The organism is Tenggerimyces flavus (assembly GCF_016907715.1).
Lineage (GTDB): Bacteria > Actinomycetota > Actinomycetes > Propionibacteriales > Actinopolymorphaceae > Tenggerimyces > Tenggerimyces flavus.
Map to the genome: position 1 here is coordinate 2454292 of NZ_JAFBCM010000001.1, position 18550 is coordinate 2472841.

Sequence of the window (18550 nt, forward strand, 5' to 3'; positions counted from 1 at the left end):
GTGACGATCGATGACAGCAGCCTGACGCTGGCGGGCGTCGGCCGAACGGGGGCGCCTGTGCCGGAGGCAGGGTCCGGAGCCGAGGGCTTCGAGGCGTACGTCGCCGCCCGCACGTCGCGCCTGCTGCGGACGGCGTACCTGCTGACCCAGGACCACGGTCTCGCCGAGGACCTGGTGCAGACGGCGCTGTCGAAGGTGTGGTTCGCGTGGTCGCGGATCTCGGGGAGTGACCCGGAACCGTACGTCCGCAAGGTGCTGGTGAACACGTACGCCTCGTGGTGGCGGCGCCGGTGGAACGGGGAACGGGCGACCGATTCCGTGCCCGAGACCACTGTCGTTGCTGGGGCCTCGTTCGAGGAACGGACCGACCTCTGGGCCGCGCTGCAACGACTGCCGCGGCGGCAACGGGCGGTGATCGTGCTGCGGTTCTACGAGGACCTGACCGAGGCCGAGACCGCGCGGCTGCTGGAGTGCTCGGTCGGAACCGTGAAGAGCCAGACCCACAAGGCGTTAGCCAAGCTGCGCATCGACCCCGCGTTGATCGAGACCGACACCCGCAAGGAGGGCACGCGATGAACCTCGCCGACCTGCGGGCCGAACTTGCCCATCGCGCCGAGGATCCCGAAGCCGGCGTCGACCTGCTTCCCGGCGTCCAGCGCAAGATCCGCACAACTCGCCGCAACCGTCGCGTCGCCGGCTCCGCCGTCGTGGTGGTCGCGCTGGTAGCGGTCGCGGTAGGCGTCCTGCCCGACCTGACCCGCGACAGTTCGCCGGAGCCCGCCAAGTCCCCGTCTCCAGGGCCGACCGAGGACTACGTCGCGGAAGGCGTGCGGTTCCCCCTGCATCTGGAAGGGGCGACCCTCCAGAAGGCCTTCGTCGGTAACCCGGGCCAGACCCAGACGACGTTCGAGTGGACGCCGGGCGCGGACGCCCTGACGGTGGCGGGCGTCTGCTCGGCCGACAACCCGGACGACAGCGTGTTGGAGATCACGATCGACGGCTTGGCTGTCTCGAGCACGGCCTGCTCTGGTAGGGAACTGCACGGTTCCTCCACCTACTCCGCCGACAGCGGACTGTGGACCATCGCTCGCCCCGGTCGCGCTTCGACCGTGACGCTCCGAGTCGAGACTCTCGACGGCAAGCTCGTCGGCGATCGCGCCGCGGTGATGGGGGTCGGCCTCTACACACCTGCGCCGGCCGAACAGGATCCGATGCCGAGGCGGACTCCGCCGGCGAGTCCGGACGACTACGTCAACGACGGGTTCCGATACCGGAGCCAGGTGGGCGGCAGAAGCCTGGTGGGGGCAAGGATCGGTGCGCCTGCGCAGAACACGCTGGCTTTCGAGTTCACGCCGTCGTCGAAGCAAGTGCGGGTCGCGCCGTTCTGCCATGGTGACGGAACTCAGTCGGTCAAGGTGAGCATCAACGGTGTCGAGAGTGAGTACTTCCATGGATGTCACCTGGAGCGGCGTGAGGTCGGCGGACTCGCGGTCTCCGCAGGCATGGCTGGCGAGGGCTGGCCAGGCGTGAAGGTGGGGCAGCCGAACACGGTCACGGTCCGCCTTGTCGACGGGCGTGGAAAGACTGTCGCTGGGCGCGCGCGGATCGGTGTGGGGGTCTACCAGGACGGCGAGAAGCGAAGGCTCGTCGCAGGTGACTCGTCGGTCGAGATCGAAACGCTGGTCGACTATCGCGGCTATGACTATCGGCTGGTCGATGTCCGGACCGCGGTAGCTGATGCCCAGAAGCGGTTGACGATCCCGACCCCGGCGGACACTCCGTTCGTGGTCGGCTACGGATCGGCCGGGATCGGGGAGTTCGGAGAGCTCCAGCTGGTGGGGCTGAAGCACCAGGCCACGTCCGATACAGACGTGGACGGCTTCCTCTTGCAGGGGCAGTGGCCACATCCCGCGGGAGAAGCGAGTCTTCGGTTCGTCCAGGGCGAGCCGAAGACCGGGATGACCTACATCGCGATCTACGAGCCCGTTCGCTAGAGCTCTTTCGGGAAGCCGAAGCGCTCGACCAGGGTGGGGTCGGGGAAGACGGTGATGCCTTGGAGGCCGCCCTTCGCGACGGCGAGGACGGCGATGCCGAGGGGTTGGTGGGTGCCGTCCTCGGCGCGGACGTACGCTGCTGCGGCGGGTTGGCCGTTCGCGCTCGTCGGCAGCATCTTCCAGTCGCCCTTGGTGAAGAGCGCGTGCCTGGTCAGGTACGGCAGGCAGGAGGCGCGACCCTGGTACCAGGCCTTCGAGCCGATCAGCTCCAGGGTCGCGTCCTCGCGCAGCAGGCGTTCGATGGTCTTCGGGTCGGAGTTCTCGAACGCGGCGATGTACTGCTCGAGCAGCGCCCTTTGCTCTGGCTCTTCGGGCTCCTCCACCAGCTCGGCTGTCGGCGCGACCTCGTCGAGCTTGGCGCGGGCTCGTTGCAGCATGCTCTTGACGGCCGTGGTCGACGTACCCAGCGTCTCGGCGACCTCCTTCGCCGACCAGGCGAGGACCTCCCGCAGCAGCAAGGCGGCACGCTGCCGGCCGGGCAGGTACTGCAGGCTCGCGATCAGCGCGAGCCGGAGGCTGTCGCGGAACGCCACGATGCTCGCCGGGTCCTGCGCGTCGTTCGCGACGAGGGCGGTCGGCAGCGGCTGGATCCAGTCGGCGTCGAGGAGTACGGGCTCGGCGTCCGGGTCGTCGCTCGGCGCGCCCAGCCCGGACGGCAACGCGCGCCGGCCGCGCTGCTCGAGCGCGGTGAGGCAGGCGTTTGTCGCGATCTTGTACAGCCAGGTACGCAGCGACGCGCGGCCCTCGAACTCGCCGTACCCGCGCCATGCCCGCAGGTAGGTCTCCTGCAGCACGTCCTCCGCGTCGTCGATCGAGCCGAGCATGCGGTAGCAGTGCGCGAGCAGCTCCCGCCGGTACGGCTCGGTGCTCCGGACGAAGTCGTCGCGCTCGGTTGCGGTCGGCATGGCTCGGCTCCTGCTCGTGGTGGGTCCTACCGTAGGGACCCCGAGCGGCACGGAAAGGAATCGGTCGCATGCCCCTGTTCCTCTACAGCACCTCGCCGGCACCGCACGAACAGACGATCCTCGGCGCCTGCCGCCGCCCCACCCGCCCCACCCGCGCCGTAGCCCTGTTGGCCGCCCTCGAGGCACCGGATGCGGCGCTGCTCGACGGGTTGCGCGGGCACTTCCCGGTGCCGTTGGACGACTCCGGGCTGGCTTCGCGGGACGACGCGTACGACAAGGCCGTCGTCTCGCGGCTCGCCTCGGCCGACCTCGTGCTGATCGGCGGCGGCTCGCCACTCCGGCTGGTCGAGGTCACGCGCGGGACGCCCGCCCTGGCGGCACTGCGGTCCGCGTACGACAACGGCGCCGTCCTCGCCGGCTGCAGCGCGGGCGCCGCGGTGTTCGGCGCCGGCATGCTCGCCGGCGCCGAGCCGCTCGCCCTGTGGGGCTGGCTCCCGAACACAGTCGTCGCCCCGCACTTCGGCCAGTACGACATCGAGCCCTGGCGCCAGGCCTATCCCACCTGCGACATCCTCGGCATCCCCGACGACGCGATGGCGAAGGTCGACGGAGCCGAGACCACCTCTCTCGGCCCCGTCGACCTCACCGTCCTTCCACCAGTGGAGGACAAGCGCGGGGTCAGTCGGTGACCCAGTCCATGTGTTCGATCCAGAGGTCGAGCAGTGCCCGATCGCCCCGCGTTTCCAAGCGAGGAGCCTCGCCCAACGGGCGGCGCCTGCTGATCACGAGGAGGAGGTCGGAGGCTGGGCCGCTGAGCGTGACGTCCGCCTCGGCGTGCGTACGTTCCAGGGCGACCCGGTCTGGTTCGCGGCGCGCCAGCCACTCCCCGGGCGCGTCGGTCGCGTGGAAGTGCAGGGTCTGGCCGTCGCCGCGCAACGCGTTCGCGAAGTCCGGCCGGTTCTCCCAGTAGCCGTCGGAAGTCATCGTGTCCAGCCAGTCCTCGATCGCCCCCACCGCAAGCTCCGGCGCCAGCTCGTACCGCGTGCCGAGCGCCGCAGCCGCGTCCGCGCGATGGACGCAAGCCTCGCCGAACAACCGACGTGACCAGAACGGCACGCCCGCGGCGGCGCCGGACGGATCCCAGACCGGCGTGGCATCGTCGACCGACTCGAACGCCCGCATCGCCTCGGCCGCGGTGCCGTTCAGCCAGGCGCCCCACTCGGCTGAGTCGGTCGGGGCCGGGACATAACCGGCGAACGCATCGGCGGGCTCGCTCATCCGCTGACCCACGAGCAGGGCGACCATCCGCTGGGTCGCGCCGACGTGGTCGACGAGGTCGGCCAGCGTCCACTTCGGAGCCGTCGGCACCGGGGCCGAGGCATCCCTGCCCTCGACCCAGTCGGCCAGGATGCTCGTCTGCTCGACCACCGCGTTCAGGTACGCGGACGTGTCCATCGCTGTGCCTCCATGACTTGCTGAGCTACGTCGCGGCAACCCTGTCAGCAATCGGTGGCACGGCGCTGGCGCCGCGCTGGCACTACTGCCGGAACGAGCCCGGCCCGAGCACCTCCCAGTACTTCTTCGCCGGGTCCTCGATCGAACCGAACGGCACCGTGTACTCGCGCACCACCGCGTTGTCGCGCGAGATCCCGAACAGCGTCGAGCGGCGCCCGGCGTCCGACCAGGCGATGCCCTGGCCCTCGATCCCCGGCACGTGCACCGTCGCCACCCATTCGAGCTCGCCGCCAGCCACCGGCAGCCGCATCACGTACGCCTCCGGCAGGTCGTGCCCCGTCAGCCACAGCCGGCCGTCCGGTCCCCACGAGCCGCCCGAGTTCGACATCAGCTCGAACTTGTCGAGGATCACCTTCGGGATCGTCCACGACTGCAGTGCGTTGAACTCGTCGTCCAGCTTCACGACCTGGGTGTTGTACGTCTTCCCGTACGGCTCGGTCTGCCCGTCCTGCACGCGGTTGTAGTTCGCGAACGTCGCCCACCAGAACCCGTCGTGGTGATCCAGCCAGGTCAGCGAGCCGCGGTAGATGCCGAATGCGAACGTCCGCACGTGCCGCATCGTCCGAGTGTCGAACACCTCGATCGAGCTCTCCATCGGCCACTCCGGGTAGTTCGAGTGCGCCGCGTAGAGCTTCCCGCGGTAGACCACGCCGCTGTCCAGATGCTCGATCGGCCCGTCCAAGGCGCCGGCGAACTGCAGCAGCGGCTGGCCAGTAGAGCGCGAGTGCTTGGTGATCGTCTGGTTGTTGACGGCGTAGAAGTACTTGTCGTCGACCGCCACGCCCTGGTTGGCGTCGAACGCTGGGTACGTCGCCTTCAGCGTCGCGGTGAACTCCGGCACCGGATCCGCCGCCGGCACCGCGGCCGAGGCCGGGCCCAACGCGCCGAGCGCGACCAGCGACAGTGCGGCGACGAGCGCGCTCGTGGTGAGCTTCCTGCGGGACACCATCTCGTTCCTCTCGAGCAGACACAGAAACAACGGGCCCCCGCGACAAGCCAGCGTCGAACCGCCGTCGAAACGACGGCCACCGCACCGATGAATTGCCGAAGGCGCGCGGGCGAAAGCTACGTCGAGCAACGGAGATCCGACCGGTTGCGGTCACCCGAGGCTGACTCGTGAACTCGCGCACCGCCGCCGACGTGGCCCGAAGTGATGGCGTGGCCTGCCCAAGGGAGCCGCTCGTGTCGACACCGCTGACCCGAAACCTCAACCTCAACGGCGAGAACCGCACCGTGACCGTCCCGGACGAGGGCGAGCAGCTGCTGTACGTCCTCCGCAACGCGCTCGGCCAACACGGCCCGAAGTTCGGCTGCGGAGTCTCGCAGTGCGGCGCCTGCACCGTCTTGTTGGACGGCCAGATCCGCCGCTCCTGCGTGACCCCGCTCCGTACCGTCGCCGAGGGCGCGAACGTCGAGACGCTCGACGGGCTGGGAACGCCGGAGCATCCCCATCCGATCCAGCAGGCGTTCATCGACGAGCAGGCCGCCCAGTGCGCGTACTGCATCAACGGCATCGTCATGGGCGCGCTCGGCTGGCTGCGACAACGCCGAGCCGCCGGCAACACCACCGTGCCCACACAGGAGGAGATCGCGGCGTTCCTGTCCGGCGAGGCAGAGGGCTCGACGCTCAACTACATCTGCCGGTGTGGCGCGCACGTTCGGATCATGCGGGCCATCCGCAAGGCCGCGGAGGTGGCGCTGTGAGGACCGCTGAGCTGACCCGGCGCGGGTTCCTCGCCGGTGCCGGCACGCTGGCCGTCTCGTTCGCGTTCGCACCCACGGCCAACGCAGCGCCGGGACGCGGCATCCAGATCGACGACACCACGCTTGCCTGGCTGCTGCTGGACCGGCACGGGATCAGCATTCACAGCGGCAAGGTCGAGCTCGGCACCGGCGTTCAGACCGCGTTGACGCAGATCGTGCTCGAGGAGCTTCGCCTCACGAACGCCGAAGTCCGTTACGCACAAGGCGATACGCGCCTCACGCCGGACCAGGGAACGACGGCCGGCAGCAAGACGATCCAGAACGGTGGACCGCAGCTCCGCCGGGCAGCCGCGACCGCGTTCCACGCTCTGCTGGGCCTGGCCGCGCAGCACTTCGGCGTCCCGGCGACGCAGCTCGTCGCGCGCGACGGCTCGTTCTCCGCGCCTGGGAACGGCAGGCCCATCACGTACACGCAGCTGCTGGCCCGTTCCGACATCGTGCTCGCCGCCGACCCGGACGCGCCCCTCGCCGCGGCCGGCGACTACCGACTGGTCGGACAGTCCGTCGACCGGGTGGACCTGCCGGAGAAGGTGACGGCGCGGTTCACCTACCTCCAGGACGTCAGGCTCGCCGGCATGCTGCACGGTCGGGTGATCCGGCCGAACGGACGCAACGCGCGGTTCGTCTCGATCACCCCGGAGTCGCTGACCAAGGCACAGGCGATCCCGGGCTTCGTGGACGTCGTCCAGCAGGGCAACTTCGTCGGCGTCGTTGCGATGACGGAGTGGGCGGCGATCCAGGCCGCGGCCCCGGCGACCGGCATCGTCGTGGTGTGGGAGGACGGGCAGCCGCTCGTCGCGCAGGACACGTTCGACCAGGCGTTGCGCGACCCGGCCCACCACTACCGGACCGTGACCGAGGTGTCGGTCGGCGATGTCGACGCGGCGCTGAGTTCGGCGGCGGTGACGACGCAGGCGAGCTATCAGACGCCGTTCCACATGCACGCCGCGATGGGTCCGTCCTGCTCGATCGCCGACGTGCGCGCGACGCCCGACCGGAAGACGGGCGTGCAGGTGACGGTGTGGTCGGGCTCGCAGGGCGTGTACGCGTTGCGCAACACGCTCGCTGCGCTGCTGGGGCTCACGCCCGCCGCCGTGCACGTGATCTACGAGGAGGCCGCCGGCTGCTACGGGCACAACGGCGCCGACGACGTGGCGGCCGACGCCGCGCTGCTGTCGCGAGCTGCCGGCAAGCCCGTACGCGTGCAATGGAGCCGGCAGAACGAGCACGGCTGGGAACCGCTCGGCCCGGCGATGGCGCACGACCTGCGCGGCGGCGTGACCGACGGCGGCATCGTCGCCTGGGAGCACAACCTCTACACGCCGACGCACGGGTCGCGGCCGAACGGATCGCCGGGCACCGTGCTCGCGGGGCTGCTGACCGGCGCGTTGCCGGCGTCGTTGCCGACGTCCGCGGGCAACTCGGGCGGGCGGAACGCGCCGGTGACGTACGCGTTCCCGAACAACCGGCTGGTCGCGCGGCTGGTCCGGTCGTTCGAGACGGTCGGCACCACCAACCAGCCCGAAGCGCCGTTGCGCTACCGGTTCCCGCGCACGACGGCGTTGCGGTCGTTGGGCGGGTTCTCGAACACGTTCGCCAACGAGTCGTTCGTCGACGAGCTGGCGGTGGCCGGCGGGGTGGATCCGCTGGAGCTGCGGTTGCGTTCGCTCGACGACCCGCGCGCCCTCGCAGTCATGGAGGCGTTGAGGGACGTGTGGACGACGCGGCCAACGGTGGAGGGTGTCGGGGCGGGGTTGGCCTTCGCGCGGTACGAGACGGAGTTCACCTACGTCGCCGTGTACGCCGAGGTCTCGGTGGCCGCCGCGACCGGCGTGGTGCGGGTGCGACGGGTGGTGGTCGCGCACGACTGCGGGCTGGTGATCAACCCGGACGGGCTGCGGAACCAGATCGAGGGGTGCGTGATCCAGGGCATCAGCCGGACGTTGAAGGAGGAGGTCCAGCTGGACGCGCGCGGGGTGACGAGCGTGGTGTGGTCGTCGTACCCGGTGCTGCGGTTCAGCGAGGTGCCGACGATCGAGACGATCCTCATCGACCGCCCGGAGGAGCCGGCGTGGGGAGCGGGCGAGCCGGCGATCAACCCGATGCCAGCGGCGATCGCGAACGCCGTGTACGCGGCGACGGGTGCGCGGATCCGTACCCTCCCGATGACCCCGGCCCGCGTCCTCGCCGCCCTGGCCGAGCTCACGCCGTGATCATGTACGTGATCATGAAGGGAAACTGTGCGTATACGACCGGTCCGGCTTCATGATCACGTACATGATCACCGGGGCCGGGGGAGAGCGGCGGGGGAGCGGTTGAGGGCGGGCGATTTTCTCCAATCGGGGGGCGGCGTACGGCTGGCATGCTTGCCCGCATGGCAACGCAGGACGATGTGCGCCGCATCGCGCTCTCGCTGCCCGAGGTGTCGGAGGGCGACGACCGGTTCGGGTTCTCCGTGCTCACCAAGGGCAAGGCGAAGGGCATCGCGTGGGTGTGGCTGGAGCGGCTCGAGCCGAAGAAGGCGCGCGTCCCGCAGCCCGCCGTACTCGCCGTACGCACGGCCAGCGTGGGTGACCGCGACGAGCTGATCGCCGCCGAGCCGGACATCTACTTCACCGAGCCGCACTACAACGGCTACCCCGCGGTGCTCGTGAGGCTGGCTGCCATCGACGTCCACGAGCTTGAGGAGCTGCTCACCGACGCGTGGCGGTGCCAGGCCCCGAAGGCCCTGGTCAAGGCGTTCGACGCCGGCTGAGGAGACAAGCTCGCGCCATCGATATGCCATCGCCGATCCGTAAGTTCTCGGCCCATGCTGAGCTTCCTTCGTACGATCGTCGTGGTGCTCGCGCTCGGCGCCGCGGGCACCTTGGGCACCGCGTCGGCCGAGCCGGTCAGCTCCACCCCGAGACCGATCCCCGTCGTGTACGACAGCGACCTCGACTTCGACGACGCGTCCACGCTCGCGTTCCTCTGCCAGGCCCACAAGCAGCGCCGCATCGAGCTGCGCGCCGTCACCGTGGTGGACAACGGCATCGGTACGGCCGGCCGTTCGCTCACCCACGCACGCCAGATCCTCAAGCGCTGCGGGCTGCCGAACGTCCCGGTCGCCGACGGTTCGCCGAACGGTGTCCACCCCGCCCCGCCCGAGGCGCGCGAGACGTTCGAACGCGTCCTCACCGGCGCCCTCGACGACGCCGGCATCCCCTACCGGCCGGCGCCGTACACCGCCGCGCAGCTGATCGCCCGGACCGTCCTCGCCTCGCCCAGGAACGTCACGGTCCTGGCGACCGGCCCGCTCACCAACGTCGCCACCGCGCTGAGCTCCAACCCGCGCGTTCCGCAGAAGATCGCCCGCCTCTACGTCATGGGCGGCGCGTTCGACGTCGGCGGCAACCTGTTCGGCTCGACGACCGGCGGCTTCGACAACACCCAGGAGGTCAACCAGTGGATCGACCCGATCGCCGCTGACACGGTCTACGAGACGATGCCGGACGGCCGGGTACGGATCGTTCCGCTGGACGCGACGAACCATGTCCTGATCACCCAGGAGTACATCGACCGACTCGGCGCCAACGCCAAGACCGTGGAGGCCAAGCTCGTCCACTCGATCGTCACGCAGCCGGACATGCCGCCGCTGATCGAGCTGGACATCATGTTCTGGTGGGACGCGCTCGCCGCCTCCTCGATCGTCGACGACACCGTGACCTACCGGCTGCGACCCGTCGACGTCGTGCTGGAGGGCGCGTCGTCCGGACGGACGATCGACGTACCGAACGGCACACCCCAGCTGGTCGGCACGACCGCTGACGGCGCCCGCTTCGAGAACGTCTTCCGCAACGTTCTGAACGGCGGCTGACGCCCGGGCGGTACTTGACCTCGACCTAACCTGAGGTTCCAGGATCGAGGCATGACCGACTCCACGACGGCGACCGATGCCGCCCGCGCGACCAGGCGGGAGTGGATCGGCCTCGCCGTGCTGTCCGTTCCCGCGCTGCTCGCCTCACTCGAGCTCACCGTCACCCATCTCGCCCTGCCCGCCATCGGCGTGGGCCTGTCCGCGAGCAGTACGCAGCTGCTGTGGATCGTCGACATCTACGCGTTCGTCCTCGCCGGCTCGCTGATCACGATCGGCAAGCTGGGAGACTGGATCGGCCGGCGGCGGCTGTTGCTCGTCGGGGCGGCGGCGTACGGTGTCGCGTCCGCTCTCGCGGCGTACGCGCCGACGCCGGAGCTGCTGATCGCGGCGCGGGCGTTCATGGGGCTGGCCGGCGCGACGCTGATGCCGTCGACGCTGTCGCTGATCATGGTGATGTTCCGGTTGGCGCGGCAGCGGGCGGTCGCGGTGAGCGTGATCGTCGCCTCGGTGTCGGGCGGGACGGCGATCGGGCCGCTGGTCGGCGGGTGGCTGCTGGAGCGGTTCTGGTGGGGATCGGCGTTCCTGATCGGCGTGCCGGTGATGGTGCTGCTGTTGGCGTTGGGGCGGGTGCTGCTGCCGGAGCATCGGGGCGCGGCGGAGCGGCTCGACCTGGTGAGCGCCGTGCTGTCGATGGCCGCGGTGTTGCCGTTGGTGTACGGGCTGAAGCGAGTCGCGGCCGAGGGTCTCGGGCTGGTCGCAGGCGTTGCTGTCGTGGTCGGCGTGGTGTTCGGCTGGCTGTTCGTGCGCCGTCAATCGAAGCTTGACAGTCCGCTCGTGGACCTGCGGTTGTTCCGGAACCGTACGTTCAACCTGGCGGTCGGCACGCTGGTCGTCGGGATCTTCGTGCTGTGGGGGCTGAACCTGCTGGTCGCGCAGTACCTGCAGCTCGTGCAGGGGCTGTCGCCCTTGGGCGCTGGGCTGTTGACGGCGCCGTCAGCGGTGGGCGTGATCGTGGGGTCGGTGGTGGCACCGCGGCTGGCTCGTACGTTCGGCCCGAGCCGGGTCATCGGCGTGGGGTTGTTGCTGTCCGCGTTGGGGTTCGGCGTCCTGACGCAGGTGAACGGTGTGGGCCTGCTGCTCGTCGGGACCATTACGGTGTCGGCGGGGCTGGGGCCGATGATGGCGCTCGCGACGGACCTCGTGATCGGCGCGGCGCCTCCTTCTCGAGCGGGCATGGCGGCTGCGATCTCGTCCACGGCACCGCAGCTCGGCGGGGCGCTCGGCATCGCGGCGTTGGGCAGCGTGGTCGTCGCGGTCTACCGGAACGGGATGTCGTCGGTCGACGTGTCCGCCGCGGCAAGGGACAGCCTCGCCAGCGCCGTGGCCTCCGGGCTCTCCAACGACGCACTGGCGACGGCGCGCGAGTCGTTCGTCGCGGGCTTCCACCTGGTCGCCGTGATCAGTGCGGCGCTCATGGCACTGACGGCGGTGGTGGTGTCGCGGGCTCCCAGGTGATCCGTTCCCAGACGTCCTGGTCGCCGATCCAGGTCTGGTACTCGTCGAGGGTGCGGACGCCCTCGTTCAGCACCGCGCGGTAGAGCCAGTGGCCGTGGGCACGGATGCCCACGGCCAGGCCCGCTTCCTTGATGGCGAGGATCGTGTCGCGATGCTCCTCGGTCAGCGCGCGCTTGATCCGTTCCTGCCGGCCCCGAGTCTCGGCGGCCGCGCGGCCCCGGAACAGCCACATGTCGACCGTCCAGACCTCGTCCGCGTGCACGTACTCGAGCTTCCAGTAGAGGCCGTCCTCGCGCCCGTCGCGGAAGTCTCGGTAGCGCATCCCTTGCAGGCTTGGAAGTTCGGCGAGCGCGCTCACGATCGCGAAGCCCTCGGCGACGCCGGCGGTCTCGGAGTGGATCTCCAGGTCGATGTCCGGACGTACGACGAGCTCCATCCCCACCGATCCGCACACGACCACCTCGCCGTGCGGGCGCCAGCGGTCGAGCAACGCGAGGTCGTCGAGGATCTGGTGCGCGATCGCCAACCGTTCCGCCGCCCTCGCCACCCGTGTCATGTGGGCAGACTAGCGACGCCTTGCAGGCAGGGCGGTGGCCACGACGAAGACCGCGAACAGTGCGAGCAGCAGGATCCAGCGCGGGTCGCTCAGCATCAGGTCGCGCCCGGCCTGGGCGCGGTCGGTCGCCGTGAGCACCTGGGAAGAGTGGTCGGCGTCGGCCCAGCCCAGTCGCGCCGGGACGAAGGCGACGTACGTCCACAGCCGCATCGCGAAGTACGCGGTCACCGTGCCGACGATGAGCACCCGCCGTACGCCCGGGCGCCAGCCCATCACGAGTACGACGGGGACGATCAGCAGCTCCAGCGCGCTGTTGACCGCGATGTAGTAGGGAATCGAGGGCAGGAACGTGCTCTCCAGCGTCTCGCCCGTCACGGACGAGCTCGCCAACGTGCCGTCGAGCAGCAGGATCGCCATCAGCCCGCCGCACCCGGCGAACGCGAAGCCGATCGCGCCGAGCCCGACGAAGCCGTCCTCCAGCCAGACCCCGACGGGCTTCGACCGGAGCCAGCTGGCGAGCAGCCCGAGGACCACTCCCCACGCGGCGCCCGCGGCGAGCGCGGCGGGCATGGGCATGAACTCGGAGAGATTGAACAGTCCGGTGACGACGGTCGAGAAGACGACGGTCAACAGGATCGGGGTCATGTATCTAGTTGAGCAGATCGCTGCTTTGAGCAGCTAGTGTTCTGTGCAGCGACCAGGGAGAAGTCGGGGGATACCCCTACGCGTCGCGTCTGCTGCCATGCGCGCGACCCGTCGCGCGCAGCGCCTCGGTCTCCTCCACCGCGTGCTTGCGGCCGAGTCGCAGGAACTCGACCAGGAAGCGCAGCTGTTCGGAGTCGTAGCCGTCGAGCTGCTCGCCCCACCGTTCGCCCATCGCCTCGAAGTATCGCGCCACGTCGGCGACCCGCTCCGGGACCACTCGCAGCACGACGCGCCGCCGGTCGTCGGGATCGGGCTCGCGGACGACGAATCCGCGCTGCTCGAGCCGGTCCACCAGGCGCGTCGTCGCCCCGGTCGTCATCCCCATCAGGTCGGCGAGCCGGCGTACGCCGATCGGGGCGAACTCCACCAGCGCGCCGATCGCGTGCACGTCGGTGAGCGGCATGCGCAGCTGGTCCGCGATCGCGATCTGGAACCGGACGGCGGCGGAGATGTACCACGGCATCTCCCGCAGCAGCACCTGCCGCAGGTCGTCGCCGTCGTCGTCCGCCATGCGGACCAACGGTAGTCACCCGGGCGAAACCCCGCCGCGAGCGACTGGTTGCCGTCACGATGGTCCGGTACGGCACGTATGCTCGTGGCCCCGTCCGCCCGTCCCGTAAGGAACCGAGAGGGTTCATGACAGCCAAACCCGCAGCCGTGATCGTCCTCGCCGCAGGTGAAGGCAAGCGGATGAAGTCGCGCACGCCGAAGGTGCTGCACGAGATCGGCGGCCGCCCGCTCGTCGGGCACGTCGCCCGCGCCGGCCTGGCCCTTTCGCCGGAGCATCTCGTGGTGGTCGTCGGCAACGGTCGCGACCGGGTGATCGCGTACCTGGCCGACCTCGACCCCGCGATCCGGCCGGTCGTACAGGAGGAGCAGAACGGGACGGGCCACGCGACGCGGATCGCGCTCGACGAGCTGCCTCAGCTCTCGGGGACGGTGATCGTCGCGACCGGCGACACCCCGTTGCTCACCGCCGAGACGCTGCGGCAGCTGGCCGAGACGCACGCCGGCACCGAGGCCGCGGCGACCGTACTCACCGCGGTGGTCGACGACCCGACCGGGTACGGGCGCGTGCTCCGCGACTCCGACGGCGCTGTCCTGGCGATCGTCGAGCATCGCGACGCCACCGAGGAGCAGCGCGCGATCGCCGAGATCAACTCCGGCATCTGGGCGTTCGACGCTCAGCTGCTCGTCGACGCGCTCGGCCGGCTGAAGTCCGACAACGCGCAGGGCGAGGAGTACGTCACCGACGTGCTCGGCCTGCTCCGCGAGGAGGGGCACCGGGTCAGCGCCGCGATGGTCGGCGACCCGCGCGAGGTGCTCGGCGTCAACAACCGCGTGCAGCTCGCCGAGCTGGGGCGGATCATGAACGACCGTGTGCTCACCGGCTGGATGATGGAGGGCGTCACGGTCGTCGACCCGGCGACGACGTGGGTCGACGACACCGTCACGCTCGCCCGCGACGTGGTCCTGCAGCCGGGGACGATCCTGCGCGGCGCCACGTCGGTCGGCGAGGGCGCTTCGGTCGGCCCGGACACCACGCTGACCTCCGTCGTCGTCGGCGCGGAGGCTTCTGTGGTCCGTACGCACGGCGAGGGCGCGTTTGTCGGCGTCGGTGCCTCGGTCGGGCCGTTCGCGTACCTGCGGCCCGGGACCCGGCTCGGCGACGGCGGCAAGATCGGCACGTTCGTCGAGACGAAGAACGCCGAGATCGGCCCGGGCGCGAAGGTGCCGCACCTCACCTACGCCGGCGACACCACCATCGGCGCCGGCGCGAACATCGGCGCGGGCACGATCTTCGCCAACTACGACGGCGTCCACAAGAACCACACCGACGTCGGCGAGCACTCGTTCGTCGGGTCCAACTCGGTGCTGGTCGCGCCCGTGTCGATCGCGGACGGCTCGTACGTCGCCGCCGGCTCGACCGTCGCGAAGAGCGTGTCGCCTGGCGAACTCGCCGTGGCCCGTGGCCAGCAGCGGAACATCGCCGGCTGGGTGGCGCGCAAGCGAGCTGGGACGAAGACCGCTGCGGCAGCCGAGCGCGCTGCCGAGGCCGACTCGGCCGGCGACGCTTAGGTCCCCGCTCGTTGGATGAAGGGCACCTTCATCCAAAGCTCCTCGAGTGAGGGGACCCTCCGCCCTTCGCGAAAGTGTGGGGTTCTGGTCGCGACACGCCGGCGTGTCGCGACCAGAACCCCACAGTTTGATGGGACATGGTGGATGGGCCGGGCTATGGGATGAAGGTGCCCTTCATCCAATGCGCAGCGGGGCCCGCCGACGCCTGTCCGTGATCATGAGCGTGATCATGAAGGTAAACCCGTCGTATATGACCGGTTCGGCTTCACGATCATCATCATGATCACGGGCGTTGAGGGCGCGCTTGGTGGAGGGGACTGGTTCGGCCTCTTGGCGGAGCTCTCTGGCTTTTGGCGCTGTCTTGGTGCGGTGTTCTTTGCAGGCTGTCCGGGGTTGGTGCTGTCCGTGGGCTGTTGCGGCGGTCGATGGTGGTGGCCGGTCCGGGGCGCGTCAAGGGCGGCGCTTCGCGCAGTTTGGCAAACGACGTCGCTTCGCGACCGCGGAGCGGCCCTTGACTCGCCCCGGCCCGGCCACCCGTTTTTTACGCGCCGCCCCTGCCCCGGGAACGGGTGCCCGGGCTAGGCCTGTTTTCGGTTCCGGTCTGCTGCCGTGTCGCGGTCTCTTGTGGACCCTTGGTCTCTTGTGGTGGCGATGACGCCGGGGCCTTCCGTCGCCGCCCCCGTTTTGAATGAAGGGCACCTTCATTCAATAGGTTCGAATGAAGGTGCCCTTCATCAAAACCGCCTCCGCGCTGGGCGCTGCTGGCGAGGTGGCCGGTGAAGGTCAGGTGGCTCAGAGTTGGCCAAAGCATGGACCGCCTGGTGACTGAGGCGCCTTCTGTCGATCAACCTTGCTTGCATATGCTGCCCATAGGCAGGGGCGAGCGTCGCTCGCGGTTGGTCGAGGGAGGAGCGCCCAGTGACCGGTCTGAAGCGCACGACTCAGAAGAACTTGATGCTGTTCTCGGGTCGTGCACACGAGGAGTTGGCCACCGAGGTCGCGCAGCTGCTCGGCGTCGAGCTGGTGCCGACGAAGGCCTACAACTTCGCCAACGGGGAGATCTACGTCCGCTTCGAGGAGTCGGTCCGAGGCAGCGACGCGTTCGTGATGCAGAGCCACACGGCTCCTATCAACGAGTGGATCATGGAGCACCTGATCATGGTCGACGCGCTGAAGCGGGCGTCGGCGAAGCGCATCACGGTGGTGATCCCGTTCTATGGGTACGCGCGGCAGGACAAGAAGCACCGCGGGCGGGAGCCGATCTCGGCGCGACTGGTGGCGGACCTGTTCCGTACGGCCGGCGCCGACCGGCTGATGGCGGTCGACCTGCACACGGCCCAGATCCAGGGCTTCTTCGACGGGCCGGTGGACCACCTGTTCGCGCTGCCCGTGCTCGCCGACTACCTCGTGCAGCGCGTCGACCCGTCGATGGTGACCGTGGTCGCGCCCGACTCCGGGCGCGTGCGGGTGGCGGAGCAGTGGACGGAACGGATGGGCGGCTGCCCGTTGGCGTTCATCCACAAGACCCGCGACATCAACGTCCCGAACCAGGTCGTGGCGAACAAGGTCGTCGGCGACGTCGAGGGCCGTACCTGCGTCGTGGTCGACGACATGATCGACACCGGCGGAACGGTCGTGAAGGCCGCCGAGGCGCTGCTCGACGCGGGCGCCGCGGACGTGATCGTGGCCGCGACCCACGGCGTGCTGTCCGACCCCGCGGTGGACCGGTTGAAGAACGCCCGGATCCGCGAGGTCGTGATCACCAACACGCTGCCGATCCCCGAAGAGCGCCGCTTCGACAATCTCACGGTCCTGTCCATCGCGCCGCTGATCTCCATGGCCATCCGCGAGATCTTCGAGGACGGCTCCGTCACCAGCCTGTTCGGCGGGGTCAGCTAGGCGGCACGCGTACGACCGGGGGCTGAACGTGTGGAAAACGGTCCCCGCGTGGAGCCGCGCCCCGTGCTCGGGTACGCTTATGCGGTTGCCTCGGCGAGGGAAGCCAGTACCGGCTCCGTGATCGACGCGGTGGGTCGGATTTCCGGTGCCCGTCGTGGCATGGTCCGCCCCCGGACGAGACACACCACGCGAGACACAACCGCCCACGCACACCCAAAGATGCTTGTAACACCCGAGGAGAGTTAGTTCGTGTCCGAGGTCAAGATCAAGGCCGAGTCCCGCAGCGAGTTCGGCAAGGGCGCGGCGCGGCGTATCCGGCGGGCGGGACTCGTGCCCGCCGTGTTGTACGGCCATGGCAGCGACCCCGTGCACATCACGCTGCCCGGCCATGAGCTCATGCTCGCGCTCAAGACGCCGAACGTGCTGTTCGACGTCGAGCTGGCCACCGGAGGCAGCGAGCTCGCCCTCCCCAAGCAGGTGCAGCGCGAGCCGCTCAAGGGCTACCTGGAGCACGTCGACCTGCTGATCGTCAAGCGCGGCGAGAAGGTCACGATCGACGTCCCGCTCTCGATCATCGGCGAGGCCGTTCCCGGCGCGCTGGTCGGCGTGGAGCACAACAACCTGTCCGTCGAGGCCGAGGCCACCCACATCCCCGCCCAGATCGAGGTCTCGATCGAGGGCCTGGGGATCGGCAGCCAGATCCACGCGAAGGACATCGTCCTTCCGGCGGGCACCACGCTCCAGCTCGACCCGGAGGCGCTGGTCGTCAACATCACGGCCGCCCCGACCGCCGAGGACATCGAGGCCGACATGGCCGAAGCCGAGGCCGAGGCTGGCGTCGAGCGCGATGAGCCCGACGCGCCGGCCGACGGTGCGGCGGAGTCCGAGTCGGCTGAGGCCGCAGCCAGCGAGTGAACGAGGTTTGGCTCGTCGTGGGCCTGGGCAACCCAGGCCCCACGTACGCCGGACACCGGCACAACATCGGCCACGAGGTGGTCGACCTGCTCGCCGAGCGGATGGGCGCGAAGTTCAAACGACATCTTCGCGCCCGTTCCGACCTCGTCGAGGGCCGGATCGGCGGCACGCCCGGAACGAAGGCGATCCTCGCCAAGCCGCGCTCGTACATGAACGAGTCCGGCGGCCCGGTCGCGAGCGTGCTCAAGTCCTTCAAGGTCGAGCCCGACCAGCTGATCGTCATCCATGACGAGCTGGACATCCCGTACGGAACGCTCCGGCTGAAGAAGGACGGCGGCGACAACGGGCACAACGGGCTGAAGAGCGTTCGCCGCTCGATCGGCACCGGCGACTACTACCGGATCCGCTTCGGCATCGGCCGTCCGCCCGGTCGCCAGGACCCCGCCGACTTCGTACTGTCACCGTTCGGCAGCGCTGAGCGCAAGGAGCTCGCGTTCTTCGTCGACCGCGCCGCGGACTCCGTCGAGGCGCTGATCGAGGACGGGTTGGAAAAAGCACAGAACAGCTACCATCTCTAGTCGCAGTCCGGCTCGTCGAAGAAGCCCAAAAAGGACACCGCGAGGGCGGGTGGCAGGCAATGGGTGCGGCGAAACTGAGCGAGCCCGGGCTGCGACAATCGAGGCTAGTGTTAACTTTCGTCTCTCATTTGCCGTTGTCCCAATAAGGAACCCGTCCGGAATGGGGTCAGGCCGGGGTTCTGAGGCAGTCCGGCAAGAGTCAGCAGGGC

18 protein-coding genes are annotated in these 18550 nt (G+C 69.5%); 12 read left to right on the plus strand and 6 right to left on the minus strand.

Going from position 1 to position 18550, the window contains the following annotated elements:
* Together JOD67_RS11430 and JOD67_RS11435 are read left to right on the plus strand one after the other, a co-directional pair.
* A complete protein-coding gene (locus JOD67_RS11430) occupies nucleotides 1-576 on the plus strand; it encodes a SigE family RNA polymerase sigma factor (RefSeq protein WP_205117414.1) in 576 nt (191 codons plus the stop codon).
* Complete coding sequence (locus JOD67_RS11435; RefSeq protein WP_205117415.1) at nucleotides 573-1994, plus strand: hypothetical protein; 1422 nt, start codon at nucleotides 573-575, stop codon at nucleotides 1992-1994. Before JOD67_RS11430 ends, JOD67_RS11435 begins: the two co-directional genes overlap by 4 nt.
* On the opposite strand, the gene JOD67_RS11440 is transcribed toward JOD67_RS11435, so the two are convergent.
* Complete coding sequence (locus tag JOD67_RS11440; protein ID WP_307782361.1) at nucleotides 1991-3145, minus strand: sigma-70 family RNA polymerase sigma factor; 1155 nt, start codon at nucleotides 3143-3145, stop codon at nucleotides 1991-1993. The two genes, JOD67_RS11435 and JOD67_RS11440, sit on opposite strands and share 4 nt — an antisense overlap.
* On the opposite strand from JOD67_RS11440, the gene JOD67_RS11445 reads away from it, so the two are divergent.
* A complete protein-coding gene (locus JOD67_RS11445; RefSeq protein WP_205117417.1) occupies nucleotides 3028-3648 on the plus strand; it encodes a Type 1 glutamine amidotransferase-like domain-containing protein in 621 nt (206 codons plus the stop codon). The two genes, JOD67_RS11440 and JOD67_RS11445, sit on opposite strands and share 118 nt — an antisense overlap.
* Here the strand turns inward: JOD67_RS11445 and JOD67_RS11450 are convergent.
* Both JOD67_RS11450 and JOD67_RS11455 read right to left on the minus strand, forming a co-directional pair.
* A complete protein-coding gene (locus tag JOD67_RS11450; protein WP_205117418.1) occupies nucleotides 3638-4414 on the minus strand; it encodes a maleylpyruvate isomerase family mycothiol-dependent enzyme in 777 nt (258 codons plus the stop codon). The genes JOD67_RS11445 and JOD67_RS11450 overlap by 11 nt on opposite strands.
* Before the next feature lie 82 nt (nucleotides 4415-4496).
* On the minus strand, nucleotides 4497-5420 hold the full coding sequence (locus JOD67_RS11455) for a hypothetical protein (protein WP_307782362.1): 924 nt from the start codon (nucleotides 5418-5420) through the stop codon (nucleotides 4497-4499).
* A 236-nt stretch (nucleotides 5421-5656) separates the two neighbouring features.
* Between JOD67_RS11455 and JOD67_RS11460 the strand changes: the two genes are divergently transcribed.
* The 5 genes from JOD67_RS11460 to JOD67_RS11480 all read left to right on the plus strand — a co-directional run bounded on the left by JOD67_RS11460 (nucleotide 5657) and on the right by JOD67_RS11480 (nucleotide 11609).
* Nucleotides 5657-6178, plus strand: a complete 522-nt coding sequence (locus JOD67_RS11460) for a (2Fe-2S)-binding protein (protein ID WP_205117420.1) — start codon at nucleotides 5657-5659, stop codon at nucleotides 6176-6178.
* On the plus strand, nucleotides 6175-8451 hold the full coding sequence (locus JOD67_RS11465; protein WP_205117421.1) for a xanthine dehydrogenase family protein molybdopterin-binding subunit: 2277 nt from the start codon (nucleotides 6175-6177) through the stop codon (nucleotides 8449-8451). The genes JOD67_RS11460 and JOD67_RS11465 overlap by 4 nt, the downstream gene beginning before the upstream one ends.
* 161 nt (nucleotides 8452-8612) lie before the next feature.
* Nucleotides 8613-8993 (plus strand): MmcQ/YjbR family DNA-binding protein, encoded by a 381-nt coding sequence (locus JOD67_RS11470; RefSeq protein ID WP_205117422.1) that lies wholly within the window; start codon nucleotides 8613-8615, stop codon nucleotides 8991-8993.
* 54 nt (nucleotides 8994-9047) lie between these two features.
* Entirely contained in the window at nucleotides 9048-10094 is a 1047-nt protein-coding gene (locus JOD67_RS11475; RefSeq protein ID WP_205117423.1) for a nucleoside hydrolase, read from the plus strand.
* 51 nt (nucleotides 10095-10145) lie between these two features.
* On the plus strand, nucleotides 10146-11609 hold the full coding sequence (locus JOD67_RS11480) for an MFS transporter (protein ID WP_205117424.1): 1464 nt from the start codon (nucleotides 10146-10148) through the stop codon (nucleotides 11607-11609).
* Here the strand turns inward: JOD67_RS11480 and JOD67_RS11485 are convergent.
* From JOD67_RS11485 to JOD67_RS11495, 3 genes are all read right to left on the minus strand, one after another.
* A complete protein-coding gene (locus JOD67_RS11485) occupies nucleotides 11566-12165 on the minus strand; it encodes a hypothetical protein (protein ID WP_205117425.1) in 600 nt (199 codons plus the stop codon). The two genes, JOD67_RS11480 and JOD67_RS11485, sit on opposite strands and share 44 nt — an antisense overlap.
* 9 nt (nucleotides 12166-12174) lie before the next feature.
* Nucleotides 12175-12810 (minus strand): hypothetical protein, encoded by a 636-nt coding sequence (locus JOD67_RS11490; protein WP_205117426.1) that lies wholly within the window; start codon nucleotides 12808-12810, stop codon nucleotides 12175-12177.
* A 76-nt stretch (nucleotides 12811-12886) separates the two neighbouring features.
* Nucleotides 12887-13381, minus strand: coding sequence for a MarR family winged helix-turn-helix transcriptional regulator (locus JOD67_RS11495; RefSeq protein ID WP_205117427.1), 495 nt, complete (start codon nucleotides 13379-13381; stop codon nucleotides 12887-12889).
* A 125-nt stretch (nucleotides 13382-13506) separates the two neighbouring features.
* Here JOD67_RS11495 and glmU point away from each other — a divergent pair, with 125 nt between their 5' ends.
* The 4 genes from glmU to pth all read left to right on the plus strand — a co-directional run bounded on the left by glmU (nucleotide 13507) and on the right by pth (nucleotide 18341).
* Nucleotides 13507-14949 (plus strand): bifunctional UDP-N-acetylglucosamine diphosphorylase/glucosamine-1-phosphate N-acetyltransferase GlmU, encoded by a 1443-nt coding sequence (glmU, locus tag JOD67_RS11500; protein WP_205117428.1) that lies wholly within the window; start codon nucleotides 13507-13509, stop codon nucleotides 14947-14949.
* Nucleotides 14950-15867: 918 nt separating this feature from the next.
* Entirely contained in the window at nucleotides 15868-16848 is a 981-nt protein-coding gene (locus tag JOD67_RS11505; protein ID WP_205117429.1) for a ribose-phosphate diphosphokinase, read from the plus strand.
* Between the two features lie 249 nt (nucleotides 16849-17097).
* Nucleotides 17098-17763 (plus strand): 50S ribosomal protein L25/general stress protein Ctc, encoded by a 666-nt coding sequence (locus JOD67_RS11510; protein WP_205117430.1) that lies wholly within the window; start codon nucleotides 17098-17100, stop codon nucleotides 17761-17763.
* Complete coding sequence (pth, locus tag JOD67_RS11515; protein WP_205117431.1) at nucleotides 17760-18341, plus strand: aminoacyl-tRNA hydrolase; 582 nt, start codon at nucleotides 17760-17762, stop codon at nucleotides 18339-18341. Before JOD67_RS11510 ends, pth begins: the two co-directional genes overlap by 4 nt.
* Nucleotides 18342-18550: the final 209 nt, after the last annotated feature.